This window comes from Roseateles sp. GW821-FHT09G03, from assembly GCF_059416045.1.
Window position 1 is genome coordinate 154,241 of sequence record NZ_JBWKOK010000005.1, and the last position, 25,785, is coordinate 180,025.

At 68.9% G+C, this 25,785-nt stretch carries 24 protein-coding genes; 19 read left to right on the plus strand and 5 right to left on the minus strand.

What is annotated here, in order from left to right; all coding sequences use genetic code 11:
- Nucleotides 1-40: 40 nt before the first annotated feature.
- The 5 genes from AC07OZ_RS19315 to AC07OZ_RS19335 all read left to right on the plus strand — a co-directional run bounded on the left by AC07OZ_RS19315 (nucleotide 41) and on the right by AC07OZ_RS19335 (nucleotide 3,815).
- Nucleotides 41-355, plus strand: a complete 315-nt coding sequence (locus tag AC07OZ_RS19315; RefSeq protein WP_067282544.1) for an integration host factor subunit beta — start codon at nucleotides 41-43, stop codon at nucleotides 353-355.
- Between the two features lie 151 nt (nucleotides 356-506).
- The gene (locus AC07OZ_RS19320) at nucleotides 507-806 is read left to right on the plus strand and encodes a LapA family protein (RefSeq protein WP_495468707.1); all 300 of its coding nucleotides are present in this window, start codon (nucleotides 507-509) and stop codon (nucleotides 804-806) included.
- The gene (gene lapB, locus AC07OZ_RS19325; RefSeq protein ID WP_495468708.1) at nucleotides 796-1,953 is read left to right on the plus strand and encodes a lipopolysaccharide assembly protein LapB; all 1,158 of its coding nucleotides are present in this window, start codon (nucleotides 796-798) and stop codon (nucleotides 1,951-1,953) included. Before AC07OZ_RS19320 ends, lapB begins: the two co-directional genes overlap by 11 nt.
- A gap of 16 nt (nucleotides 1,954-1,969) precedes the next feature.
- Nucleotides 1,970-2,761 (plus strand): glycosyltransferase, encoded by a 792-nt coding sequence (locus AC07OZ_RS19330; RefSeq protein WP_495468986.1) that lies wholly within the window; start codon nucleotides 1,970-1,972, stop codon nucleotides 2,759-2,761.
- A 10-nt stretch (nucleotides 2,762-2,771) separates the two neighbouring features.
- Nucleotides 2,772-3,815 carry a glycosyltransferase family 2 protein gene (locus tag AC07OZ_RS19335; protein WP_495468709.1) on the plus strand — a complete coding sequence of 348 codons (1,044 nt, stop codon included), beginning with the start codon at nucleotides 2,772-2,774 and terminating at the stop codon, nucleotides 3,813-3,815.
- Nucleotides 3,816-3,876: 61 nt separating this feature from the next.
- Here AC07OZ_RS19335 and AC07OZ_RS19340 read toward each other — a convergent pair whose 3' ends face one another.
- A complete protein-coding gene (locus AC07OZ_RS19340) occupies nucleotides 3,877-5,010 on the minus strand; it encodes a glycosyltransferase (RefSeq protein WP_495468710.1) in 1,134 nt (377 codons plus the stop codon).
- Nucleotides 5,011-5,198: 188 nt separating this feature from the next.
- On the opposite strand from AC07OZ_RS19340, the gene glf reads away from it, so the two are divergent.
- The 6 genes from glf (at nucleotide 5,199) to AC07OZ_RS19370 (ending at nucleotide 12,361) form a co-directional block, all read left to right on the plus strand.
- Nucleotides 5,199-6,302: a UDP-galactopyranose mutase gene (glf, locus tag AC07OZ_RS19345; RefSeq protein ID WP_495468711.1), complete on the plus strand. Its 1,104-nt coding sequence runs from the start codon at nucleotides 5,199-5,201 to the stop codon at nucleotides 6,300-6,302.
- 7 nt (nucleotides 6,303-6,309) lie between these two features.
- Nucleotides 6,310-7,182 (plus strand): hypothetical protein, encoded by an 873-nt coding sequence (locus AC07OZ_RS19350; RefSeq protein WP_495468712.1) that lies wholly within the window; start codon nucleotides 6,310-6,312, stop codon nucleotides 7,180-7,182.
- An 84-nt stretch (nucleotides 7,183-7,266) separates the two neighbouring features.
- Nucleotides 7,267-9,072 carry a lipid A export permease/ATP-binding protein MsbA gene (gene msbA, locus AC07OZ_RS19355; RefSeq protein ID WP_495468713.1) on the plus strand — a complete coding sequence of 602 codons (1,806 nt, stop codon included), beginning with the start codon at nucleotides 7,267-7,269 and terminating at the stop codon, nucleotides 9,070-9,072.
- A gap of 89 nt (nucleotides 9,073-9,161) precedes the next feature.
- Nucleotides 9,162-10,061, plus strand: coding sequence for a dioxygenase family protein (locus tag AC07OZ_RS19360; protein WP_495468714.1), 900 nt, complete (start codon nucleotides 9,162-9,164; stop codon nucleotides 10,059-10,061).
- Nucleotides 10,062-10,097: 36 nt separating this feature from the next.
- Nucleotides 10,098-10,994, plus strand: coding sequence for a response regulator transcription factor (locus tag AC07OZ_RS19365; protein ID WP_495468715.1), 897 nt, complete (start codon nucleotides 10,098-10,100; stop codon nucleotides 10,992-10,994).
- Nucleotides 10,991-12,361, plus strand: a complete 1,371-nt coding sequence (locus tag AC07OZ_RS19370; protein ID WP_495468716.1) for an ATP-binding protein — start codon at nucleotides 10,991-10,993, stop codon at nucleotides 12,359-12,361. Before AC07OZ_RS19365 ends, AC07OZ_RS19370 begins: the two co-directional genes overlap by 4 nt.
- A 63-nt stretch (nucleotides 12,362-12,424) precedes the next feature.
- On the opposite strand, the gene AC07OZ_RS19375 is transcribed toward AC07OZ_RS19370, so the two are convergent.
- Entirely contained in the window at nucleotides 12,425-13,735 is a 1,311-nt protein-coding gene (locus AC07OZ_RS19375) for a patatin-like phospholipase family protein (protein ID WP_495468717.1), read from the minus strand.
- 157 nt (nucleotides 13,736-13,892) lie between these two features.
- On the minus strand, nucleotides 13,893-17,456 hold the full coding sequence (dnaE, locus tag AC07OZ_RS19380; protein ID WP_495468718.1) for a DNA polymerase III subunit alpha: 3,564 nt from the start codon (nucleotides 17,454-17,456) through the stop codon (nucleotides 13,893-13,895).
- Nucleotides 17,457-17,515: 59 nt separating this feature from the next.
- On the opposite strand from dnaE, the gene AC07OZ_RS19385 reads away from it, so the two are divergent.
- From AC07OZ_RS19385 to AC07OZ_RS19420, 8 genes are all read left to right on the plus strand, one after another.
- Nucleotides 17,516-18,568, plus strand: a complete 1,053-nt coding sequence (locus tag AC07OZ_RS19385) for a peptidylprolyl isomerase (protein WP_495468719.1) — start codon at nucleotides 17,516-17,518, stop codon at nucleotides 18,566-18,568.
- A gap of 188 nt (nucleotides 18,569-18,756) precedes the next feature.
- On the plus strand, nucleotides 18,757-19,554 hold the full coding sequence (locus AC07OZ_RS19390; RefSeq protein WP_495468720.1) for a sulfurtransferase: 798 nt from the start codon (nucleotides 18,757-18,759) through the stop codon (nucleotides 19,552-19,554).
- An 8-nt stretch (nucleotides 19,555-19,562) separates the two neighbouring features.
- Nucleotides 19,563-20,537, plus strand: a complete 975-nt coding sequence (locus AC07OZ_RS19395) for an alpha/beta fold hydrolase (protein ID WP_495468721.1) — start codon at nucleotides 19,563-19,565, stop codon at nucleotides 20,535-20,537.
- 150 nt (nucleotides 20,538-20,687) lie between these two features.
- Complete coding sequence (locus AC07OZ_RS19400; protein WP_495468722.1) at nucleotides 20,688-21,494, plus strand: ABC transporter substrate-binding protein; 807 nt, start codon at nucleotides 20,688-20,690, stop codon at nucleotides 21,492-21,494.
- A 100-nt stretch (nucleotides 21,495-21,594) separates the two neighbouring features.
- A complete protein-coding gene (locus tag AC07OZ_RS19405; protein ID WP_495468723.1) occupies nucleotides 21,595-22,287 on the plus strand; it encodes an ABC transporter permease in 693 nt (230 codons plus the stop codon).
- A gap of 10 nt (nucleotides 22,288-22,297) precedes the next feature.
- The gene (locus AC07OZ_RS19410; protein ID WP_495468724.1) at nucleotides 22,298-22,984 is read left to right on the plus strand and encodes an ABC transporter permease; all 687 of its coding nucleotides are present in this window, start codon (nucleotides 22,298-22,300) and stop codon (nucleotides 22,982-22,984) included.
- Between the two features lie 13 nt (nucleotides 22,985-22,997).
- The gene (locus tag AC07OZ_RS19415) at nucleotides 22,998-24,134 is read left to right on the plus strand and encodes a succinylglutamate desuccinylase/aspartoacylase family protein (protein ID WP_495468725.1); all 1,137 of its coding nucleotides are present in this window, start codon (nucleotides 22,998-23,000) and stop codon (nucleotides 24,132-24,134) included.
- Nucleotides 24,134-24,904, plus strand: coding sequence for an ABC transporter ATP-binding protein (locus tag AC07OZ_RS19420; RefSeq protein ID WP_331614431.1), 771 nt, complete (start codon nucleotides 24,134-24,136; stop codon nucleotides 24,902-24,904). Before AC07OZ_RS19415 ends, AC07OZ_RS19420 begins: the two co-directional genes overlap by 1 nt.
- A gap of 62 nt (nucleotides 24,905-24,966) precedes the next feature.
- Here AC07OZ_RS19420 and AC07OZ_RS19425 read toward each other — a convergent pair whose 3' ends face one another.
- Nucleotides 24,967-25,101 (minus strand): hypothetical protein, encoded by a 135-nt coding sequence (locus AC07OZ_RS19425; RefSeq protein WP_495468726.1) that lies wholly within the window; start codon nucleotides 25,099-25,101, stop codon nucleotides 24,967-24,969.
- Between the two features lie 139 nt (nucleotides 25,102-25,240).
- Nucleotides 25,241-25,747, minus strand: coding sequence for a hypothetical protein (locus AC07OZ_RS19430; protein ID WP_495468727.1), 507 nt, complete (start codon nucleotides 25,745-25,747; stop codon nucleotides 25,241-25,243).
- Nucleotides 25,748-25,785 lie beyond the last annotated feature (38 nt).

Sequence of the window (25,785 nt, forward strand, 5' to 3'; positions counted from 1 at the left end):
GCTCCAAGGCGAGCCTGTTTTTCTTCAGATGCCGACAACCATGACCCGATCCGACCTGGTGGCCCACTTGTCCGAGCGCTTCGGCCAGCTCACGCAACGAGACACCGAGTTCGCGGTCAAGACCATCCTGGACGCGATGTCCGACGCGCTGGCCCGTGGCCACCGCATCGAGATCCGCGGCTTCGGGAGCTTCTCCATCAACCGCCGTCCGCCCCGCATGGGCCGCAACCCGCGCAGCGGCGAGCAGGTGTTGATCCCCGAGAAGCTGGTGCCCCACTTCAAGCCGGGCAAGGCCCTGCGCGAAGCCGTCGACGCGCAACTGCCCGTCACGGACGACGACCAGCAGGCCGCTTGAACCAGTCCTCTCCAAGGACTGCAGCTCACGACTGAAGGCGCCGCGATCCGCGGCGCTTTTTTTTCGCCCCTGGGTTGCCGAATGTATTCAGGGGTTAACTCGCCCTGCCATCGGTCATGGCGTACTCCGCACGCGCCTAGAATCGCCCCCCATGCGAATCCTGGTCTGGCTCTTCCGAGCATTCCTGTTCTTCTGTCTCTTCGCCTTCGCGCTGAACAACAGCCAGGAGGTCGTCGTGCACTGGTTCTTCGGCCAGTCGTGGCGCTCTCCGCTGGTGATCGTGGTGCTGCTCACCTTCGGGATGGGCTGCGCCTTCGGCGTGCTGGCGATGGTCCCGGCCTGGTGGCGCCACAAGCGCGCCGCCGCGCGATCGCTCCCTCCGGCGGACGACCTGCCGCCCTCTTCGGCGACCGCGACCGCCAACGACCCCAAGATCCCCGATGGAATTTGATCTCAGCTGGCTGCTGATCGGCGTGCCCCTGGTCTTCGGACTGGGCTGGCTGGCGTCCAAGCTGGACGCGCGCCAATGGAAGCGCGAACAGCGCGACGCCCCCCGCGCCTACTTCAAGGGTCTGAACCTGCTGCTGAACGAGCAGCAGGACAAGGCCATCGACGCCTTCATCGAAGCGGTGCAGGCCGATCCCGACACGTCCGAGCTGCACTTCGCGCTCGGCAACCTGTTCCGCCGCCGTGGCGAGTACGAGCGTGCCGTGCGGGTGCACCAGCATCTGCTGTCGCGCGGCGACCTGCCGAAGTCCGAGCGCGACCGCGCGCAGTACGCGCTGGCGCAGGACTTCTTCAAGGCCGGCCTGTTCGACCGCGCCGAGTCCGCCTACGAGGCGCTCAAGGGCACGGCCTTCGACCACGAGGCCGCGCTGGCGCTGCTGTCGCTGTACGAGCGCTCGCGCGAGTGGGCGAAGGCGGCCGAGGTGTCCGAGCAGTTGGAAGCGGCCGGCACCGGCAGCTTCGCGAGCCGCATCGCCAACTACTGGTGCGAGCTGGCGCTCGAGGCCCAGGCCCGCCAGGACGAGCCCCAGGCGCGCCGCTGGCTGGAGCAGGCCCGCGAGCGCGCGCCGCAATCGGCACGGGCCTACGTGCTGCTCGGCCAGATGCTGGCCCGCCAGGGCGACCAGGCCGGCGCGATGAGCCTCTACAGCGATCTGCTGAGGACCAATCCCGACGCCTTCAACCTTGTCGCCCGCGACTACGCGCAGGGCGCGCAGGCCACCGGCACGGTGGCGCAGGCCCTGGCGCTGATCGAGGCCCAATACCGCCGCCATCCCAGCATGGCGCTGCTGCAGGCCATCGCGCTGCTCGAGCCCGCGCCCGAGGCGCAACGCCGCCGCCTGACCGACCACCTGCGCGTCGAGCCGGCCTTGTCGGCCGCGACGCAGCTGCTGCAGCAGAGTCAGGCGCGTCAGCAGCCGCTCAACGACGACGAGGCTCAACTGGTCGGCACCGCGTTGCAACGCGCGGTGCGGCCGCTGCAGCGCTATCGCTGCGCCGCCTGCGGTTTCGAGTCGCAGCACTATTTCTGGCAATGCCCGGGCTGCCTCAGCTGGGACAGCTATCCGCCCCGCCACGTCGAAGAGCTCTGAACCGATGAACACCCCGATGAGCTCCGCTCCGGCCCCGACGGCCAGCGCCACGGCAACACCTGCCCCCGGCGCCGGCGACCGCGTCATCCTCTGCATGAAGTGGGGCACGAAGTACGGCCCCGAGTACGTCAACCGCCTCTACGCGATGGTGCGCCGGCACCTGCGCGGCGACTTCCGGTTCGTCTGCCTGACCGATCGCGGCGAGGGCGTGCGGGCCGAGGTCGAGTGCCTGCCGATCCCGCCGCTGGACCTGCCGCCCGGCAGCCCGGAACGCGGCTGGACCAAGCTGACGACCTTCAGCGACGACCTGGTGCAGAAGTACGGCCTGCGCGGCACGGCGCTGTTCCTCGACCTCGACGTGGTGATCGTCGACGACATCACGCCCTTCTTCGAGGAGCCCGGCGAGTTCCTCATCATCCATGACTGGAAGCGCCCCTGGCGCATCACGGGCAACTCCTCGGTATACCGTTTCACGCTGGGCGCGCACCCCGAGGTGCTGGTCAAGTTCCGGCGCGAGTTCGACGCGATCCGCCAGCAGTTCCGCAACGAGCAGGCCTACCTGTCCGACGAGATGCACCGCAAGGGCCTGCTGAAGTACTGGGACGAGCGCTGGTGCGCGAGCTTCAAGTACCACAGCATCCCGCGCTGGCCGATGAACTACTTCCAGGCGCCCTTCATCCCCGATGGCGCGCGCATCCTGATCTTCCACGGCGTGATGAACCCGCCGGACGCGCTGGCCGGCCGCAGCAACGGCAACTGGCGCCGTCCCAAGCCCGCGCCGTGGATCGCCGATCACTGGCACGAGTGAGCCACGCATCATGAGTGCCCCGCTGCCGTCGACAGGCCCATGGCTGTCCGTGCTCATCCCCGTCCACAACGTCAAGGACTACCTGCGGGAGTGCCTGGACTCGGTGCTGCAGCAGGCCGATGCCGGGGTCGAGGTGCTGATGGTGGACGACTGCTCCACCGACGGTTCGGACGAGCTCGTGCGCACCCTGGTCGCGGCGCACGCCGACGGCCCCGTGCGCGTGCGGGGTCTCTTCCACGCGCAGAACCAGGGGCTCTCAGGCGCTCGCAACACGATGCTGCAGGACGCCCGCGGCGAGTACGTCTGGTTCCTCGATTCCGACGACTACCTGATGCCCGGCGCGATCCCGCGGCTGAGACAGGTGGTCCAGGGCCACGCGCCGGCACTGGTGCTGTGCGACTTCTTCATGCTGCGCGAGCGGATGAAGCTCAAGCACCGGCTGCGCGGTGAACTGCACCGGCGCACCTTCACCGGCCCGGAACGCCAGTTGCTGCGCGATCCGTCGGTGTTGATCCGCGGGCTGTTCGAGGCGGGCCAGATGCACAGCTGGTCCAAGATCGCGCGGCGCAGCGTCTGGGGGGAACAGGTGCGCTTCCCGGTCGGCCGCTACTTCGAGGACATGGCGACCACGCCCCTGCTGGCACTGCTGGCGGAGAGCGCCTGGTACGAGCCGGAAGTCTGGGTGGCCTATCGCCAGCGGGCCGGCTCCATCCTCAGCACGCCCAACATGACGAAGGCGGAGCACCTGGCCCACGCGCTCGCGAACTTGCGCGACGCGGCCATGGCGGCGCCGCTGGACGATGCGGCGCGTTTCGCGTGGGCGCACTTCGCGGCGCGCAACTTCATCGGCGCCTCGCGCATGGCCGACAAGGCGCAGCCCGGGAACTGCGCGGGCAGGGTGGCGATGTTCCGCCAGGCCTTCGAGGAAGCGTCACCGATCCCGCTGCGCGAGCTCGACCGCGCCTACAAGCGCCGAGGCTGGTACGTCCGCGCCATGCGCCTGCGCTACTGGCTGCGCCGGGCCGAGGACCAGCACAGCGCCGCCGCGGCCTGAGGCGCGCGACCGACGGGCAGGAACCGGGCCGGACGATGCCGGCCCACGCCGCGCCCTGACCTCAGAGCGCCAGCAGCATGTCCTCGTAGCGCCGCATCATCAGATCGACGCCGTGCTCCTCGATCGCCCGCGCGCGCGCCGCGGCACCGAGTCGTCCCGCCAGCGCGGGATCGCGCAGCAGGCGCTCCAGCGCGCCGGCCAGCGCCGCCGGATCCGCTTCCGGCACGAGCAGGCCGGTGCGTCCATCCTCGATCACGCCCTCGACGCCGGGCACCAGCGACGCCACGCAGGCACAGCCCGCCGCCATCGCCTCCAGCAGCGCCAGCGGCATGCCTTCCCAATGCGTCGACAGCACGAAGATCCGCTGGCTCATCAGCAGGCCCGGGATGTCGCCGTGATGCCCCAGGAAACGCACCTGATCGCCCAGGCCGAGCTGCCGGGTCAGGCGCTCGGTGGCGCGGCGGTAGGCCTCCTTGCCGCCGCCGGCCAAGTGCAGCACGGGCCGCAGGCCGCGCTCGCGCAGCAGTGCCAGCGCGCGGATCAGCGTCTGCGGGTCCTTCTGCCGCGCGAAGCGGGCCGACATGACGATGCCGGGCTCGCGGCGCTCCACCGGGTGCTCGCCGGCCGCGGCGAAACGATCGAGCCGGATGCCGTTCGGGATCGCCGTCGTTTTCTCCTCCGGCATGCCCAGGTCGACGAGGCGCCGCCGCACGCCTTCGGACACGCCGACCAGCCGCGCACTGACCTCGCTGAGCCGACGCGCCTGCGCGCGTTTGCAGCGGGTGTAGCGCTCGCGCGAGTTGTGCTCCACCTGCACCAGCACCGGCACGCCGGCCAGACGTCCGGCGCGGCGCCCGAGCAGGTGTTCGGGGAAGCCATGCGCCATCAGCGCGTCGGGGTGCAGCTGCTCGCAGAGGCGACGCAAGGCCCAGATGGTCGCCAAGTGCGCCCAGCCGGGCACGACGTACACCGGCAGGCCCTGCTCGCGCAGCGCCTGGATGCGGGCCAGCTTGGTGGCGTTCTCCGTGCGCATCTTGCGGCGCAGGACCAGGATGGGTTCGATGCGCTCGCTCTTCAGCTGCGCCAGGCACAGATCGACCGCCACCTGCGTGGCGCCGGAGAAGCCGCCGGTCACGAAGTGCAGCACGCGGCGGCGCCCGGGCGCCGGCGACGTGCTCGAGGAAATCTCAGACATCGCGGCAGTGTATGCGGGGCACGTTCGGTTACCGGAGCGGTACGGCCGTCCGCCGGATGAGGTTCGTACGCGGATCCCGGCCTCCGAGAAGTCCCCGTAAATCTGGGTTGTTCCGGAGAACCCCGCCGGCACCCGGGATCACAATCGCGGGCAACAAGGACAGGAGACGGCCCGGGCGGGCCCGCACCATGAAGACTGACTACCTGATCGTCGGCGCCGGTTATGCCGGCTCTGTCTGTGCCCGCGAACTGGCCGACGCCGGCAAGACCGTGGTCCTGATCGACAAGCGGCCGCACATCGGCGGCAACGCCTACGACGAGCGCGACGCCCACGGCGTGCTCATCCATCCGTACGGACCGCACATCTTCCACACCAACTCGAAGAAGGTCTTCGAGTACCTGTCGCGCTTCACCACCTGGCGCTTCTACGAGCATCGCGTGCTGGCGAAGGTCGACGAGCAGCTGGTGCCCATCCCCATCAATCGCACGACGATCAACACGCTCTACGGCCTGTCGCTGACCGAGGACGAGGTGCAGGGCTACCTCGAGACGGTGCGCGAGCCGCGCGACACTATCCAGACCAGCGAGGACGTGGTGCTGAACAGCGTGGGCCGCGACCTGTGCGACAAGTTCTTCCGCGGCTACACGAAGAAGCAATGGGGGCTGGACCTGTCGCAGCTCTCCGCCGGCGTGGCCGCGCGCATCCCCACGCGCAGCAACGACGACGACCGCTACTTCAGCGACACCTTCCAGTTCATGCCGGCGGACGGCTACACGGCGATGTTCCAGCGCCTGCTGGACCATCCCGCGATCACGGTGCGCACCGGCGTGGACTTCCAGGAGGTGCGCGGCGACTTCCCCGGCGCGCACATCATCTACACCGGCCCGATCGACGCCTACTTCGACCACTGCCACGGCGCCCTGCCCTACCGCAGCCTGCGCTTCGACCACGAGCACCTGCCCACGACCGCGCAGATCCAGCCGGTCGGCACGGTCAACTACCCGAACGACCACGAGTACACGCGCATCACCGAGTTCAAGCACCTGACCGGCGAGACGCATGCAGGCACCTCCATCGTGCGCGAGTATCCGCAGGCCGAAGGCGATCCGTACTACCCCGTGCCGCGGCCCGAGAACGAGGCGCTTTTCAAGAAGTACGCCGAGATGGGCGAGCGGGCCGAGGGCGTGACCTTCGTCGGCCGTCTGGCGCAATACCGCTACTACAACATGGACCAGATCGTGGCCGCCGCGCTGAAGACGGCACAGGAGCTGCTGGACGCGCGCCCAACATAATGGCGGGATGAGCGTTTATTCCGAAGACCGGACGCCTCCCGCGATCCGGCGTCCCGTCGTGCTGGTGTCCTGGGACGGCACGAGCCCGCCGCTGAGCCTGGTCCACCTGGACACCGAGCCCGAGTTCGACTGGATCCTGTTCGACTACACCGGCCGGCAAGCCCCCGGCGCGCGCACGCTGCGCGGCCAGCCGACGACCGTGCTCGCCGCGAAGACCGAGTGCAAGGGCGAGATCTTCAAGCACCTGTCCGACCACCTCGCCGTCACCGCCGGAGACGTCGAGGCCGGTCCATGGCCCGAATACGTGGGGCTGATCGACGACGACATCCTGCTGTCGGTCAGCCAGATCAACGCTGCGCTGCACCTGGGGCGCGCCGAGCGCCTGGACATCTTCTCGCCCTCGCTGAGCCACGACAGCCCGTACTCGCACCACTGGATGCGGCATCAGCCCAACCGGATCTACCGCGAGGTGGACTGGGTCGAGGTGATGATGCCCTTCTACCGCGGCGACCTGTTCATGGCGGCGCGGCCGCACTACCAGGACAACATCTCGTCCTGGGGACTGGACCGCTTCATGATCCCGGCGCTGCAGCAGCTGCGCGGCCAGACCCGCACGGCGCTGCTGGACGCGGTGATGGCCAGCCACCGCCGTCCGGTGACCAGCGGGGAGAAGGTCTATCGCACCGGCCGCACCGCGTGGCAGGAACGCCAGATCCTGCGCCAGGCCAGCATGGACCTGATCGCCCGCGAGGCGCCCGCGCTCCTGGAGAGCCCGTGGTACCACCGCACCTTCGTGCGGCGGGAAACGCCCAACAAGTGGATCCGCTGGAAGCGGCGTGTCGCGCGTGTCGTCGCGGACTGGCTGGACGAGTCGAGCTGAGCCGCGACTCCGGCACAATCCCCGCTTCCTCCCATCGATCCCCTGGCCGGGGCCGGCGCGTCGCGCCCGGCGCCGACCTGCGCCATGACCGACCAAGCCTCCGCCAAAGACAACGAATCGCTCGCCCCCACCGCGAGCCGCCTGTGGCGCTTCATGAAGCCGCATCGCTGGGGGCTGCTGCTGTCGGTGATCTCCTTCGTGCTGGTGGCGCTGACCGAGCCGCTGATCCCGCAACTGCTGGGCTTCGCGCTCGGCGAGGGTTTCCAGGGCAAGAGCGCCGCGGCGACCACGCTGCCGGGCGGCGCGGCGGTGCCGAGCATGCACGTCCAGTACAGCTTCCCGATCTGGATGGTCCCGATCGTGCTGATCGGCCTGTTCGCGCTGCGCGGCCTGTTCAGCTTCTGCGGCCAGTACATGCTGAACTGGACGATCTCGCGCACCGTCATGGACCTGCGCGCGGCGCTGCTGCAGGTGCTGCTGCGCGCCGACGCCCGCGTCTACACGAGCCTGCAGCCGGCCACGGCGGTGACCAAGGTCGTCAACGACCCGCAGCATGTCGTGACGCTGATCGCCGGCGCGCTGGTCACCATCCTGCGCGACGGCCTGCCGGCGCTGGCGCTGATGGGCTACCTGTTCTTCATCAACTGGAAGCTGACGCTGCTGTCGCTGATCACGGTGCCGGGGCTGGCCTTCGTCGTGCGCAAGGTCAACAAGCGGGTGCGGCGCATGGGCACCTGGGCCTATGACGCGCAACTGCGGCTGGTCTCCGTCGTCGAGGACGTCACCCGCGCCTGGCGCGTGGTGCGCAGCTTCGACGCGGCCGACTACGAGAAGCGCCGCTTCGCCGAGCGGGCGCGCGAGGTGCAGCGCAGTTCCCTGAAGACGGCGGCGTCCAACGCGATGGCGCAGCCGCTGTCGCAGTTGATGGCGAGCGTGGGCATCTCGGTCATCGTGAGCCTGGCGCTCTACCAGTCGCGGGTGAACGGCACCGGCGTGGGCGACTTCGCGGCCTTCGTCGCCGCGCTGCTGCTGATGAGCTCGCGGCTGCGGCACCTGAGCGACGTGATGCAGCCCATCACGAACGCGCTGGTCGTGGCGCGCGGCTGCATCGGGCTGCTGGACACGCCAGCCGAGCCCGACACCGGCACGCGCGAGCTGACCGACGTGCGCGGCGACATCGCCCTGCAGCAGGTCACGCTGCGTTATCCGGGCGCGAACCGCGACGCGCTGGCGGCGCTGGATTTGCACATCCCGGCGGGCAAGACGACGGCGCTGGTGGGCAGCTCGGGCGCGGGCAAGAGCTCGGTGGTCAACCTGCTGCTGGGCTTCGAGCGCCCGGACAGTGGCCAGATCCTGCTGGACGGCGTTGCCATCGATGAACTGACCAAGGCCAACCTGCGACGCCAGTTCGCGGTGGTGTCGCAGGACATCGTGCTGTTCGACGCGTCGGTGGCGGACAACATCGCCTACGGCCAGACCCGTGACGACGCCAAGCTGGAGCAGGCGCTGCGCGCCGCGGCCTTGTGGGACTTCGCACAGGCGTTGCCGGAAGGCCTGGACACGTCGGTGGGCGCCAACGGCAGCAAGCTGTCCGGCGGTCAGCGCCAGCGGCTGGCGATCGCGCGCGCGTTGTACAAGGACGCGCCGGTGTGGATCTTCGACGAGGCCACGTCGGCGCTGGACACCGAGAGCGAGCGCGCCGTGCAGCAGGCGCTGGAGCAATGGCAGGGTCGCAAGACGCTGATCGTGATCGCGCACCGCCTGTCGACGATCCGTCGCGCCGACTGCATCCAGGTCATGGCCGACGGCCGGGTCGTCGAGTCCGGCGACCACGACGAGTTGGTGGCACGGGACGGCGTCTACGCCGGCATGGTGAAGGTGCAGCACTGAGCGGCTGCTTGTCAGCGCTGACACAAAGACGATAAGCCGCCGACAAGCCCGAGCGATCCAATGCGGAGCATCCCTTCCAGGAGTTCCGCATGCAGCCTCATCGCCACACCGCCCATGATTCCGGCCATGACCATGATCAAGGCCTCGCGCACGACCTCGCGGTGCTGCAGCAGCGCCGACGCGCGCTGGGACTGCTGGCGGGCGTGGCCGGCCTCGGCGGCCTGACCCTGCTGGGCTGCGGCGGTGGCGGCTCGGACGCCGGCACGAGCACCGTGAACACGGGTTCCTCGGGATCCACCGGATCCACCGGATCAACGGGGTCCACCGGCTCGACCGGGAGCTGCTCGGTGATCCCCGAGGAGACCGCCGGCCCCTATCCCGGCGACGGCTCCAACAGCAACGGCAGCGGCATCGCCAACGTGCTGGCGCTGAGCGGCATCGTGCGCAGCGACATCCGTAGCAGCATCGTCACCGCGAGCGGCACGGCCGGCGGCGTGCCGCTGACCCTCACGCTGAAGCTGGTGAACACGAACGGCAGTTGCGCGGACCTGTCCGGCTACGCGATCTACCTGTGGCACTGCGACCGCGAGGGCCGCTACTCCCTCTACAGCGCCAGCGTCGTCAACGAGAACTACCTGCGCGGCGTGCAGAGCACCGGCAGCGACGGCACGGTCAGCTTCACGACCATCTTCCCCGGCTGCTACGACGGCCGCATGCCCCACATGCACTTCGAGGTCTACCGCAACGCCAGCGCCGCGACTTCGTACGCCAACAAGATCAAGACCTCGCAGATCGCCTTCCCGACGGCGGTCTGCACGACGGTCTACAGCACCGCCTCGGGCTACAGCAGCAGCCTGACCAATTTCAATCGCATCAGCTTCGCCTCCGACAACGTCTTCAGCGATGGCTACACGACGCAACTGGCCTCGCTCACCGGCGACGTCGCGAGCGGTTATGCCGCGACGCTGACGGTCGGCATCGCCGCCTGATCGACTGCCAGGTCACTCCTTCCCACCGCCCCCCCGATGCCGCGCCACATCCCCTCGCCGACCTCCTCGCCGCGTCTGTCGCAGCATCCGTCGTTCAGTGCCTCGTGGCCGAACGCCACGGCGGCCACGCCGTCGCCGACGCCCGGCCCGCACATCGACGGCGATGGCCCCGGTGTATCGTCCGAAGCTGGCCCCGGCATGCCGCCGGTGGCGCCGGTGGAGGTGCGCATGACGCGGTGTCTGGTGGTCGACGACGATGCGGAGATCCGCAGGTCGCTCGACGAGTATCTGCAGAAGTTCAGCGTCGCGGTGAGCACCGCCGGCGACGGCCGCGAGATGCGCCGGCTGATGGCGACACAGGTCTTCGATGTCGTCGTGCTGGACCTGATGCTGCCTGACGAGAACGGCCTGACGCTGTGCCAGTGGATCCAGCAGCATCACCCGTCGGTGCCGGTGATCATGCTGACGGCGCACGGCGATCCGATCAGCCGCGTGCTCGGCCTGGAGATGGGCGCGGACGACTACCTGTCCAAACCCTTCGAGCCGCGCGAACTGGTGGCCCGCATCCATGCGATCCGGCGCCGCGCGCGCCGCGGCGAGCACGAGACGCAGACGCGCCGCGAGTTCCGTTTCGAGGGCTGGGCCTTCGACCGGCTGCTGCGGCAACTGGTCTCGCCGCAGCAGGTGGTGGTGCCCTTGTCGAGCGCGGAGTTCCGCATGCTCAGCGCGCTGGTCGAGCGCCCGGGACGCGTGCTGAGCCGCGAGCAGTTGATCGAGCTGACGCGCGCGCCCGGCGTCGAGGTCAACGATCGCAGCGTGGACCTGACGATCTCGCGGCTGAGGCAGAAGCTCGGCGACTCGCCCAAGGAGCCGCGGCTGATCCGCACGATGCGCGGCGAGGGCTACCTCTTCGACGCGCAGGTGCAGGCTTGAGCGCGCCAGACCACGCGCCGCATCGCATGACGCGGCTGGTCGCCGCGATCCGCGGCGGCTTGGCCCGCGCCTTCGGCGACACGCTCGCGCGGCGGATCTTCCTCCTGCTGTGGGTCACGCTGGTGGTCGCGCAGGCGCTGGCGATCGGCGTCGTGACCTGGTCGCGGGGCGACACCTACGTCATGCGGATGCACGGCGCGCCGTCGCTGCCGCCGATACCGGGGCTCGTGCGCGGGCCACGGCTGCAGGAGCCAGGACCGGCGCCGGGTCCGCAGGGCATGGGCGCCGATCCCGAGCTGCGCGACCTGCCGCTTCCCGGCGATGCTCCGATGCCGCCGCGCGAGGACTTCCGCGGCTTTCCGCCGCCGCCCTCGCAGATGCAGGGACCGCAGACGCAAGGGCCGCAGGCGCAGGGCGTTCAGCCGCAAGGGCCGCAGGGACCGCAACCGCCATGGCGCGGCCCGTTCCGCGCGCTCACCGCGTGGGAACTGACGCTCGATTACGGCATCCGCCTGCTCGTCACCGGCCTGGCGGCGTGGATCGCGTCGCGCTGGCTGTCGCGTCCCATGCGCGACCTCGTGCGGGCGTCGCGTGAGCTTGGGCAATCGCTGCACAAGCAGGACCGCCTGCCGCTGCTCGACGAGCATCGCGGCACGCTGGAAGTGCGCGAAAGCGCCCAGGTCTTCAACGCCATGGCGCGCCAGTTGCGGCGGCAGTTCAACGAGCGCGGCCTGATGGTGGCGGCGATCTCGCACGACCTGCGCACGCCGCTGACGCGCTTGCGCATGCGGCTGGAGACCCTGGACATCGAAGAGATCCAGCGCCAGCGCTCCGTCGAGGACATCCGCGAGATGAATGCGCTGGTGGACGCGGTGATGGAGCTGTTCCGCGGCGACGGCCCGGGCGCGGCCGAGCCGCTCGTGGACGTCGACCTCGGCGCGCTCGCGCAAGCGCTGACCGACGACCTGATCGAGCAGGCCATGCCAGTGACTTTCGATGACGGCAGCGAACGGGAGCACGCAGAGCCGGTGCTGGCGAAGGGACAGCCGATGGCGTTGAGGCGCGTGCTGGGCAACCTCATCGGCAACGCGGTGCGTTATGGCGGCAACGCGGAGGTCCGGGTGGGGCGCGACGCGCAAGGCGCCTGGCTGCGCGTGACCGATCCCGGCCCCGGCATTCCGGCGGACAAGCTGGAAGCCGTATTCGAACCGTTCTACCGCCTGGAGGATTCGCGCAACCGGCATACCGGCGGCGCGGGGCTGGGGCTCTACATCGCGCGGGAACTGACGCTGAGACAGCGGGGATCGCTGACCTTGTCGAATCGCCCGGAAGGGGGACTTTTGGCGGAGCTCCGGCTGACGACCTGAGGCGGGTCCAGGCTCGTACCGGCCCTGTCTCCTCCGGCCTTGAGCTCCCCGTTCAGGCCCCGTTCACGCCCCCGATGACGCCACGAGGCGGGGCGGTCCCGGGGGATTCGGCGGCACCTGCAGCGCGAAGCCGCCGGCGCGCTTGCGCATGGCGGCGGGGTCCATCTGCGGCGCCTGCGCGGGCCAGTCGAAGAACTTCTGGATCTCGGCGCGGCGTGCCAGCGTGTCCGACATGCCCAGCGTGATGAGTTCGTTGGTGTACTCGGGCTCGAAGAGCAGATAGCTGACCAGCGCGGAACCGCTGGCGGTGGCGCCCTCGCCCGACACGCCGACGCTGCGCAGCAGCGCGCGGATCGGCGGCGGCAGCGCGCCCTGGTGCTCGGCGGCGAGGCTGTCGAGCGGCCGGCTCGGCGCGATGACCAGGGCCTCGATCGGCTTGAGCGGCGTGTTGCGCAGCGCCTCTTCCGGCAGCAGCGCGAGCGTGCTGTTGATGCGCTTGAGGCGCTCGATGTCGACGGCCAGCGCATCCAGGAAGATGTTGGACAACGCATGGCCCGCGATCTGCGCAAGGCTGGGATGTCCCGTGGGGATCGGCCCGTGCTGGCCCTCGCCGCCGGCCTCGTGCATGCGGCCCGCGCCGATGACCAGGACCTTCTCCGCGCCCAGATGCACGGCCGGCGAGATCGGCGCAGTCTGGCGCATCGAGCCGTCGCCGAACCACTCGACCTCGCCGCCGAGTTCCAGCGGTTCGGCGGGGAAGATGAACGGGATCGCGGAGGACGCGACCAGGTGCTCGATCGAGAGCTTCGGGATGCGGGTCGCGATGCGTTGCGTGCGGACCCAGGGATCGCGTTGCTGATGCGTCTGATAGAAGGTGACGTGGTGGCCGGAGGTGTAGCTCGATCCGGTCACCGCGAGCGCGTCGATGTAGCCCTTGGCGAGCATCTCGTCGAGGCGGTCGAACTTGATCCACTGGGCCAGCAGGCCGCGCAGCGGTGTGTTGTTGAGCAGGCTGCGCGGGCGGGTGCGGCGCCAGCGGTTCAACGCCCAGCCGAGCGAGAGCATGCTGAGCCACTTCGCGCCGGAGCGGATGACGCCGAAGGAATCGGCGGCGTAGACCTGGTTGACGTGGATGTTCTGCCAGATGTACATGAGGCCGTCGACGGCGGAGCAGAAGTCGTCGGCCTGGCAGGCGAGCGTGGCGGCGTTGATCGCGCCGGCGGAGGTGCCCGAGATCACCTGGAAGGGGTTGTCGCCGGTGGTGCAGGCGTCGCGGCGCAGCTGCGCGATGGCGGCCAGCACGCCGACCTGGTAGGCCGCGCGCGCGCCTCCTCCGGTAAGGATCAGGCCGGTCCGGGGCTTGGCATCCTGCATGGTGCCAGCTTACGCCTGACACCCCCGACGTGGTGTCACCCGAGTACCCGTCAAATGGGGGATGGTGGTGTTTCCGGGCAACGCGTTTCCGGCGATGCGTTGCCAGGGCCGCGAAGCGGATCCGCGGGCCCGGGGAAGCGCGCCGAGGCGCGCCGTCTCAACCGCCCGCGTCGTACACGATCTCCGCCGGCTTGAGCTGCTCCAGGGCCTCGTCGCTGGGCCAGAACTTGCCCGCGCCGCCCAGGCCCAGTTCCGCGATCGCGCCGTTGCGCTTGATCGGGATGCGCAGCTCCAGCCCCTGGCTGAGCACGCCCTGCTCCGTCTCCACGCGCTTGGCCGGCCAGCTCTTCACCAGCTCCAGCACCGTGGCCGCCGGCAGGTTCGGCGCCGTGCGCAGATAACGCCCGAACCGCGCCCGCGCCGCCGCCAGGCTGAACACCTGTTGCACGTTCATCCGCAGCCCGCCCGAGAAGCGGTCGTTCTGCACCTTGCCCACCGCGATGATCAGCTCGTCCTCCGCCAGCAGCTCCTTGTTGGCGTTGAGCATCTCCTCGTTGGCCACGGCCTCGATCGCATGGGTCTTGTCGTCGATCTTGAAGATCGCCACGCGGCCGCGCGAGCCGTTGATCACCCGCATGTCCGACACGATGCCCGCCACCGTCGTCGGCTCGCGGCTGTCCTGCAGGTCCACGATCCGGCGCTTCACCATCCGGCGCAGCTCCGTCTCCGCCTGGTCGAACAGGTGCCCCGACAGGTAGAAGCCGATCGCCGTCTTCTCCAGGCTCAGCCGTTCCTTGATGCCCCACTCGGGCACCTCGACGAAATCCGGCTCCGCCGTCGACGAGCCGTGCCCGCCGTCGAAGTCGAACAGCCCGCCCTGGTTGACGTTCTGCGCCAGATTGTCCGCATAGGTGTAGCCCAGCGAGACGCTCGCCAGCAGCCGCGCGCGGCTCGCGTGCAGCGCGTCGAAGGCGCCGGCCTTGATCAGCGCCTCCACCACGCGCTTGTTGACCGCCTTGCGGTCGACGCGCGCGCAGAAGTCGAAGAAGCTCGTGAACGGTCCGCCCTCGGTGCGCGCACGCACGATCGCCTCGATCGCGCCCGCGCCCGTGCCCTTGATCGCGCCCAGGCTGTAGTTGATCTTGCGCGCGCGCGGCGTGGTGCCAGCCTTGCCTTCCTTGGCCACCGTCTTCGAGGTGCCTTCGTCCGCGGCCATCGGCTCGAAGCGGCCGACGCCGAGGTTGATGTTGGGCGGTTCGAACTCGATGCCGAACAGCTTGGCATCGTTCATCAGCACCTTGAGCTTGTCGGTGTCGTCCGATTCGATGGTCATGTTCGCGGCGAAGAACTCCGCCGTGAAATGCACCTTCAGCCAGCCCGTGTGATACGCCAGGAGCGAGTACGCGGCCGCGTGCGACTTGTTGAAGCCGTAGCCCGCGAACTTCTCCATCAGGTCGAAGACCTCGTCGGCCTTGTCCTGGTCGATGCCCTTCTCCGCCGCGCCTTTCCGGAACAGGTCGCGGTGCATGGCCATCTCTTCGGCCTTCTTCTTGCCCATCGCGCGGCGCAGCATGTCCGCGCCGCCGAGCGAGTAGCCGCCCAGCACCTGGGCGGTCTGCATCACCTGCTCCTGGTAGACCATGATCCCGTAGGTCTCGGACAGCACGGGCTCCACCAGCGGATGCGGGTACTCGACCACCTCCTTGCCGTGCTTGCGCGCGACGAAGCTGGGGATCAGGTCCATCGGACCCGGCCGGTACAGCGCGTTCAGCGCGATCAGGTCTTCCAGGCGCGAGGGCTTCGCGTCCTTCAGCATGCGCTGCATCCCGCTCGATTCGAACTGGAACACCGACTCCGTCAGACCGTCGGAGAACAGCTTGTAGGTCCGCTTGTCGTCGAGCGGGATGGTCTCGAACGCGAAGTCCGCCGCCTCGGGATAGCGCCCGACGATGAAGTCCTTGGCCAGTTCGAGGATGGTCAGCGTCGCCAGACCCAGGAAGTCGAACTTCACCAGGCCGATGGCCTCGACATCGTCCTTGTCGTACTGGCTGACCGCCGAGGTCGAGCCCGGCTGCTGGTACTGCGGGCAGAAGTCGGTGATCTTGCCCGGCGCGATCAGCACGCCGCCAGCGTGCATGCCGATCGAGCGCACCGTGCCCTCCACGCGCGCCGCCATTTCCAGGAGGCCGGCGACTTCCTCGTCCTGCGCCTCGCGTTCCTCGATCTCTGGCGACTCATGGCGCGCGTAGACCATCTTGGCCTTGTCCGGATCGAAGTCCGGCGGCAGCTTGGCCAGGGTCACCGTCTTGCCCGGAGGCGCCGGCACCAGCTTCGCGATCGAATCGACGTGGCCGAAGCCCATGCCCAGCACGCGGCCGATGTCGCGCAGCGCGCCCTTGGCCGCCATCGTGCCGAAGGTCGCGATCTGGCTCACCGCCGGGCGGCCGTACTTGTCCTTGACGTACTCGATGACGCGGTCGCGGTTGCCCTGGCAGAAGTCGATGTCGAAGTCGGGCATCGAGACCCGTTCCGGGTTCAGGAAGCGCTCGAACAGCAGGTTGTACTGCAGCGGGTCCAGGTCGGTGATCAGCAGCACGTACGCGACCAGCGAGCCCGCGCCCGAGCCCCGGCCCGGGCCCACCGGGCAGCCGTTGTTCTTCGCCCAGCGGATGAAGTCGCCCACGATGAGGAAGTAGCCGGGGAAGCCCATCTTGATGATGGTCTCGAGCTCGAACTCCAGCCGGTCCACATAGCGCTGGCGCACCGCCTCGCGCTTCGCGGGGTCGGGGTACAGCAGTTGCAGCCGGTCCTCCAGGCCCTCGTGCGAGAGCATGCGGAAGTACTGCTCCATCGGCATCGGCGTGCCGTCGGCCTGGATCGGGGTCGGGAAGTTGGGCAGCTGCGGCTTGCCCAGCACCAGCGTCAGGCTGCAGCGCTTCGCGATCTCCACCGTGTTGGCGATGGCGCTCGGGATGTCGGCGAACAGCGCCTCCATCTCCGCCTGGCTCTTGAAATGCTGGCTGGGCAGGAAACGCTTGACCCGCTTCGGATTGGCGAGCGTCTCGCCGTCGGCCACGCAGACGCGTGCCTCGTGGGCCTCGAAGTCCTCTTCGCCCAGGAACTGGATCGGGTGCGTCGCCACCACCGGCAGACCCGCCTTGGCGGCCAGCGGCACGAGCTGGCGCAGCAGCGCCTCCTGGCCCGGCAGGCCGGCGCGTTGCAGCTCGATGTAGAAGCGGTTCGGATAGATCGCGCCAAGGCGCTGCGCCACGTCCAGCGCGCGGGCCTCGTCGCCGGCGATCAGCGCCTGGCCAACCGGGCCGAACTGCATGCCGCCCAGGCAGATCAGGCCGGCGTTCAGCTCCTGCATCCACTCCAGCTTCAGCAGCGCCTGGTTGCGCTGCACGTTCTGGATCCAGGCGCGCGACAGCAGCTCGCTCAGGTTCAGATAGCCCTGGATGTCCTGCACCAGCAGCAGCACGCGCGACGGCGGACGGTCGACAGCCTCCGGCTCCAGCCAGGCCTCCACGCCGAGGATGGGCTTCACGCCCTTCTTGCGGCAGGCGTTGTAGAACTTCACCCCGCCGAACATGTTCGCGAGATCGGTCAGGGCCAGGGCGACCTGGCCGTCCTTGGCGGCCGCGGCGGCGGCGTCATCGATGCGCAGGGTGCCGTCGACGACGGAGAACTCGGTGTGGGAGCGGAGGTGAACGAAAGCCATCGGGCGATTGTAAGAAGGCTATGCTCGCCCCCCATCGAACACTCTCGCGGAGCGCCCGGATGACGATGAGCAAGACGACGATGAAGGCCCTGCCCCTCCTGCCTTTGATGGCCGCCCTGGCGCTGTGCGCGCCGCTGCTGTCTCTCGCGGCGGAACCCGCGGCCAAGGCCGCAGCGACGTCGACGGCAGCGGCCAAGAAGCCCGCCCAGCCGCCCCGGAGCAGCGCCGACATCCTCGCCACCGCGCCCGCCTCCGTCTGGCGCGACGTCGATCCCGACAACCTCCTGGTGATGGCGCTGCCGCAGGGTCAGGTCTTCATCGAACTGGCGCCGCGCTTCGCGCCGGCGCACGTCGACAACATCCGCGCGCTGGCCCGCGGCGGCTACTACGACGGACTGGCCATCGTCCGCGTGCAGGACAACTTCGTCACCCAATGGGGCGACCCCAATGCGGACGACGAGGACACCGGACTCAAGGGCAAGGGCAAGCCCTTCCCCGCCGGCGCCAAATCCCATCTTCCGGCGGAGTTCTCGATCCCCCTGAAGGGCGTGCCGATGACGGTGCTGCCGGATGTCGAGGGCTGGGCGCCGCGCGCGGGACAGGTGGACGGCTTCCCGGCCGCCGCCGATCCGAAGACCGGCCAGGCCTGGCTGGCGCATTGCTACGGCACCGTCGGTGCCGGTCGCGGCAATGCGAAGGACTCCAGCACGGGCGCCGAGCTCTACGCCGTGATCGGCCACGCGCCGCGCGGGCTCGACCTCAACATCACGGTGGTCGGCCGCGTGCTCAAGGGCATGGAGTTCCTGTCCGCGCTGCCGCGCGGCGGCGCGGCGATGGGCTTCTACGACAAGCCGGAGCAGCGATTGGGCATCGAGCGCGTCTCGCTCGCCTCCGCGCTGCCGGCCGAGCAGCGCCCTGCCCTGCAGGTGCTGCGCACCGACACGCCGACCTGGACCGAACTGCTGAACGCGCGCCGCAACCGCGGCGGCTGGTTCGTCCACAGCCCGGGCTACACGGACCTCTGCAGTGCCGCCGTGCCGGTGCGGATCAAGCCCGTGCCCGCGCCGGATGTGAAGCTCAATGAGCCCAAGTCCCCCGAGACCCGCAGATGAGAAACCGGCGCGAAGCGCCGGCAAGGTCAGCGAGTGCCTCTGGGGCCGGAATGATGCTGGAGGTTCGCGGACGCGAGGCCTCCTGCATCGTGGAGTGCCCGCGCCTGGCCACGCGCAGGCCCTCTTCCCGCCCCGCCTACAATCTTCCGTTCTCCTGACCCTGCGCGGCCACAAGCCCCCGCAACGGCATGAACACTGCTGTCCCGACCGATTCCGCCCCCAAGACCATCCTCAACATCTCCTGCTACCAGTTCGTCGCCATCGACACACCGGAGGTACTGCGGGACACGTTGCACGAGCGTGCGCAGGCGCTGGGCCTGAAGGGCACCGTGCTGATCGCGGAGGAAGGCATCAACCTGTTCCTGGCTGGCCCGGCGGACGCGGTGAAGGCCTGGGTGGATGCCTTGCGCGAGGACCGGCGCTTCGCCGCGCTGGCGCCCAAGGAAAGCTGGAGCGATGACGTCCCCTTCCGCAAGCTGCTGGTGAAGGTGAAGCCGGAGATCATCCGGATGAACCACCCGACCATCCGACCGGACCAGGCGCCGCGCGCGCCCGCGCTACCGGCGGAGACCTTGAAGCGCTGGCTCGACCAGGGCCATGACGACGAAGGCCGGCCCGTCGTCACGCTGGACACGCGCAACGGGTTCGAAGTCGATGTCGGCGCCTTCGACAACGCGATCGACTGGCGCATCACGAAGTTCAGCGAATTCCCCGACGCCTTCCAGGCTCACCGCGCCGAGCTCGACGGCAAGACCGTCGTCAGCTACTGCACCGGCGGCATCCGCTGCGAGAAGGCCGCGCTCTACCTGGACCAGGAAGCCGTCCGCCACGGCCTCGACGCGAAGGTCTACCAGCTCGAGGGCGGCATCCTCAAATACTTCGAGGAAGTCGGCAACGCGCACTACCACGGCGACTGCTTCGTCTTCGACGAGCGCCGCGCGGTCGACCCCGAACTGGCGCCCTCGCCCGACTCCGTCGTCGAATGATCGAGCGGATGACCGAGCGTCCCACCCTCGGCGCCCGGCTGATGAAGCTGCTGGGATTCGCCGTGCTGGCAACGGCCCTGCTCGCGATGGCCTTCCGGGCGCCGGAACGGCCGCTGGAGGGCCTGGTCGCCCGCTGGGCGCCGCCGCCGTCGGACTTCCTCGAACTGAAGCTGCCCGGCGGGCAGGTCCAGCTGGTCCACTTCCGTGACGAGGGCCCGAAGACCGACACCACGCCCATCGTGCTGCTGCACGGCACGGCCGCGAGCCTGCACACTTGGGAGGGCTGGGCGAAGTCGCTCAGCGCGACGCGCCGCGTGATCACGCTCGACCTGCCGGGCTTCGGCCTCACCGGTCCTTCCGTCCTAGGCGATTACAGCGACGATGCCTATGACTCGTTCCTGTTGTCGTTCTTCCGACAGTTGCAGATTGACCGCATGGTCCTCGGCGGCAATTCGATGGGCGGCGGATTGGCCTGGTTGTACGCCGCGCGGCATGCCGACCAGGTCGCCGCACTGATCCTCGTCGACGCCGGCGGGCTCGATGTCCGCAGCGACGCGGTGCCCGCAGGCTTCCGCGTGCCCGACTCGCGCGTGCTGCACTGGCTGGCCGGCGTGTTCCTGCCGCGACCGCTGGTGGACCGCAGCCTGCGCGAGGTCTACGGCGATCCGTCCAAGGTCTCCGCGGCCCTGGTGGACCGCTATTTCGAACTGACGCTGCGCGAAGGCAACCGCGAGGCATTGACGCAACGCCTGGCACAGCGTGCGCCCGGCCAGCATGCCGATCTGCTGCCGCGCATCCAGGCCCCGACGCTCATCCTGTGGGGCGGCAAGGACCGCCTCATCCCCCCCGCCGCGGCCGAGCGCTTCCACCTCGCCATCGCGCACAGCTCCGTGCAAATCTTCCCCGGATTAGGGCATGTCCCCCAGGAGGAGGACCCGGTGTCCACCGTCCAGGCCGTTCACACGTTTTTGCACTCTCCTTAACCCTGATGGCCGCCGCCCGTGCGGCATTGCAACAATGCCCCCCAGTCCGGACGACCTCTTCGATCTCTGAATCAAGGCGGGCTCGAACCGCCCGAGGTCGTCAACCGGATGTCCATTCCACGATTTCCTGCTCAATCACAAGGAGCCTTCATGCAACGTCGACAACTGATCGCCCGCGCCGCCCTGGCGGCCTGCGCCCTGCTGGCCACCGCCGGCGCCGCGCACGCCCAGGCCCCTGAATGGAAGAAGATCCGCATCGGCGTCGAGGGCGCCTACCCCCCGTTCTCCGAAGTCGGCGCGGACGGCAAGCTCAAGGGCTTCGAGATCGACCTGGCCCTGGCGCTGTGCGCCGAACTCAAGGCCGAGTGCACGCTGGTGCAGCAGGACTTCGACGGCCTGATCCCGGCGCTGCAGGCGCGAAAGGTGGACGCGATCATCGCGTCGGTGTCGATCACCGACGAGCGCAAGAAGGTCATCGCCTTCTCCAACCCGTACTACAACACGCCGGCCCGCTTCACCGCCAAGGCCGACGCGAAGTTCGACTTCTCGCCCGCCGGCCTGAAGGGCAAGAAGATCGGCGTGCAGCGCGCGACCATCCATGAGAAGTTTGCCGCCGACACCTTCAAGCAGAGCGAGATCGTCCGCTACGCGACGCAGGACCAGGCCTTCCTGGACCTGAAGTCGGGCCGCGTGGACCTGACGCTGGCCGACCTGGTCGCCGCCGACATGGGCTTCCTGAAGACGCCGGCCGGCAAGGGCTACGCGTTCGTGGGCCCGAGCTACGACGACGTCAAGTACTTCGGCACCGGCAGCGGCGTGGGCCTGCGCAAGGCGGACGAGAAGACGCTGGGCAAGAAGTTCAACGACGCCATCGCGGCGGTGAAGGCCAACGGCACCTTCAAGAAGCTCAACGACAAGTACTTCGAGTACGACATCTCGGGCAAGACGGCCAAGTGATCCGCGCCTGGAGGCGCCGCGATCGCTGCGCTTCCACCCCGGCGCTTCGGGGCCCGGCACCGCCGGGCCTCTTTCCTTCAGAACGAACAAGGTCCGTCGAATGTTCCTGCACGGTTATCTGCCCAGCCTGCTCGAGGGCGCTGTCCTGACCCTGGGCGTGGCCCTCAGCTCGATGGCGCTGGCCATGGCGCTGGGGCTGATCGGCGCGATGGCCAAGCTGTCGAAGTTCCGCGTCGCCAAAGGCATCGCCACGCTCTACACGACGCTGATCCGCGGCGTGCCCGACCTGGTGCTGATGCTGCTGATCTTCTTCGGCGGACAGGTCGCGGTGAACGCGATCGCGACGGCCCTGGGGCACGACGAATACATCGACATCAACCCCTTCATCGCGGGCGTGGTGACCATCGCGTTCATCTTCGGCGCCTACCTGACCGAGGCCTTCCGCGGCGCTTTCCTGGCGATACCGCCGGGGCAGCGCGAGGCGGGCCTGGCCTTCGGCATGAGCCCCGCGCAGGTCGCGTGGCGCATCACCTTCCCGCAGATGTTCCGGCATGCGCTGCCGGGGCTGTCCAACAACTGGCTGGTGCTGATCAAGAGCACCGCCATCGTGTCGGTCATCGGGCTGCACGACCTGATGATGCGCGGCTCGCAGGCCGCCGCCGGCACGCGCGAGCCCTTCGTGTTCTACCTGGCCGTGGCGCTGATCTACCTGCTCTTCACGTCCGTGTCCGAACTGGTCTTCGACCAGTTGCAGAAGCGCCTGTCCATCGGCGTGCGTCGCCACTCGCTGTAATCACGATCCCATGAACCTGGACGCCATCGTCGAGAACTTCCCGCGCTACCTCGAAGGCGCGCTCATCACCTTCGAGCTGCTGGTCGTGTCGCTGCTGATCGGCCTGGCCCTGGCCATCCCGCTCGCCGTGCTGCGCACGCTGCCGGTCAAGTGGCTGTCGCGCTCGGTCTGGGCCTACACCTACGTCTTCCGCGGCACGCCGATGCTGGTGCAGCTCTTCCTCATCTACTACGGGCTGGGCCAGTTCGAATGGATGCAGCAGAGTGCCCTGTGGCCGCTGTTCAGCTCGGCCTGGTTCTGCGCCTGCCTGACCTTCGTGCTGAACACCGGCGCGTACACGACGGAGATCATCGCCGGATCGATCCGCTCGCTGCCGCACGGCGAGGTCGAGGCCGCGAAGGCGCTGGGCATGAGCCGCTGGGTGATGCTGCGCCGCATCGTGCTGCCGCATGCGCTGCGCCGCGCGCTGCCGGCCTACAGCAACGAGGTCATCTTCATGCTGCACGGCACGGCGCTGGCCAGCGTCGTGACGATCATGGACATCACGGGCATCGCCCGCGACGTCAACGCCACCTACTACATCCCCTTCGAGGCCTTCATCACCGCCGCGCTCTTCTACTTCACGATGACGCTGGTGCTGGTCGGCCTCTTCCACCAGGCCGAGAAGCGCTGGCTCAAGCCCCTGATGCCGCGTTGACCGGAAAACTCCCATGCAACTCCGACAACACCCGCTCCCGAGCCCGGCGCCGGGCACGCAGCGCGAACTCGTCTCGCTCCACTATGGCCAGCCCGGCCAGGGCCAGAAGGTCTACATCCAGGCCTCGCTGCATGCCGACGAGCTGCCGGGCATGCTCACCGCCTGGCACCTGCGCCGCCACTTCGATGCGCTGGAGGCCGCGGGCCGCCTGCGCGGCGAGGTGATCCTCGTGCCGATGGCCAATCCGATCGGCCTGTCGCAATGGTGGCTGCAGTCGCACCTGGGCCGTTTCGACGGCCTGTCGGGCGAGAACTTCAACCGCCACTACCCCGAGCACATCGAGGCCGCCGCGCGGAACGCCGAGCCGCGCCTCGGCGCCGATCCGGCGCGCAACGTGGCGGTGCTGCGGGCCGCGCTGAAGACCGAGGTCCAGGCCTCGCCCGCCGATACCGAGCTCAAGGCCTTGCGCAAGACGCTGATGCTGATGGCCTGCGACGCGGACGTGGTGCTGGACCTGCACTGCGACGCCCAGGCGGTGATGCACCTTTACACCGAGACGCCGTGCTGGCCGCAATGCGAGCCGCTGGCCGCCTACCTCGGCGCGGGCGTGACGCTGCTGGCGACGGACTCCGGCGACAACCCCTTCGACGAGGCCTGTTCGCAGGTCTGGTGGAAGTGGGCGAAGCACTTCGGCGACCGCTTCCCGATCCCGCAGGCCTGCCTGTCGGTGACCGTCGAGCTGCGCGGCCAGCAGGACGTGCACCACGACCTGGCGGCGAAGGACGCGCAGGCGATCGTGGACTTCCTGATCCATCGCGGCGTGATCGCATCGGACGCGCCGGACGGCGCGACGCCGCCGGTGCCGGCACCGGTCGGTGATGCGCGCCCGCTGGCGGGGTCGATCCCCATCCCCTCGCCGGTCGGCGGCGTGCTGACCTTCCTGCGCGAGGTCGGCGAGACCGTGAAGGCCGGCGACGTGATCGCGCAGGTCATCGATCCGATCAGCGGATCGGTCACGGATCTGAAGAGCCCCACCGACGGGCTGCTGTTTGCACGCGACACGCTGCGCCTGGTCACGGCCGGGGCGCGGGTCGCGAAAGTCGCGGGGCGCGAGGCGACCCGCACCGGAAAACTCCTGGGAGCCCGTTGATGTCCGCGGCCAGTCTTGTTGTCGACAACCTCCACAAACGCTACGGCGACCGCGAAGTGCTCAAGGGCGTGTCCCTGGCGGCGAAGCCGGGCGACGTCATCACGCTGATCGGATCCAGCGGTTCGGGCAAGAGCACCTTCCTGCGCTGCATCAACCTGCTGGAGCAGCCCTTCGAAGGCACGCTGAAGCTGGGCACGGAAGAACTCAAGCTCGTCCGGGACCGCGACGGCAGCCTCAAGTCCGCCGACGCGGCGCAGCTGCAGCGCTGGCGCGCACGGCTGGCGATGGTGTTCCAGAACTTCAACCTGTGGGGCCACCGCACGGTGCTGGAGAACGTCATCGAGGCGCCGATCCACGTGCTGAAGCAGCCGCGCGCACAGGCCATCGAGAAGGCCGAGGCGCTGCTGGCCCGCGTGGGCGTGTCGCACCGCAAGGACGTCTATCCGGCGCAGCTGTCGGGCGGCGAGGCGCAACGCGTGGCGATCGCCCGCGCGCTCGCGGTGGAGCCGGAGGTCATGCTCTTCGACGAACCGACGTCGGCGCTGGACCCGGAGCTGGTCGGCGAGGTGCTGAAGGTGATGCGCGACCTGGCGGCGGAAGGCCGCACGATGATCGTCGTGACCCATGAGATGGGCTTCGCGCGCGAAGTGTCATCGCACACGATGTTCCTGCACCAGGGACGCGTGGAGGAACAGGGCAACCCGCGCGAGGTGCTGGCGAAGCCGCAGAGCGAGCGGCTCAAGGCCTTCCTGAGCGGCGGGCTGAAGTAGTCTTCGCGCACGCAACAGCAGAAAGCCCGGGCAAGCCCGGGCTTTCGTTCATGTCGACGGGCTCATTGAAGTTCCGCCGGCAGGAAGACGGCGTGGACGCCGCGATCCCGGACCAGATGCAGCAGGCGCAGCGCGGGGCCATGAGGGCGGCCGAAGAGTCCACTACCGAGATTTGCATCGATGAGGCCGCGTTCCATGCCAGTCTTTGCCTGATCGCGTCTCGTCCTGAAGGCGGCCCTCCGATGGGGGTGTCAACGGCCCGGCGACCGCAAAAGAAAAGCCGCGCAAGTGCGCGGCTTTCGCGGGGTCGACGCGTCGACGGCTCGGCGTTGCGGCTCAGTCCGAGGAAATGCGACGGAACCGCAGGATCCGCGAGTCGTCTTCCCGGCCATGCTCGCGCGACACACCTCCGCGGATGACGCGAACCTCACACACCCCTCTTTCCGGGGACCATTCACAGTTCAGGCGCTCATCGGGGGGAAGCCGGGCATTCATCGCCCTTGCAAGGCTCTCGGTCAGGCCGAAGGCGCACACCGTCACGTCGCCGAGCGCCCGCACGTCGAAGAAGTCGAGGTCCGCAAATTTCCGCTCAAAACCCTCGCGGTCTTCGGGCGTCAGCTTGAAGCCCAGCTTGAAAGCCTCCTGCCATTGACGCTGCAGCTCCCGGATGCGACCCGGCAGCTCGACCGCCTTCATCTCTACGTCCTGCGGCAGGAGGCTCATCTCTTTCAGTGCGCGCGCCTGTTCGCGGACCCGCGCCCGGTAGGCGGGGTCTGCGAACCGGCCGGTCGGCAATGCGTCCGTCGCAGCGGGATTCGACTGCGGATTCACCGAGGGGATCATGAGTACTCCAGAAGTGGCGAGGGCGAGTGAGTCGCCTC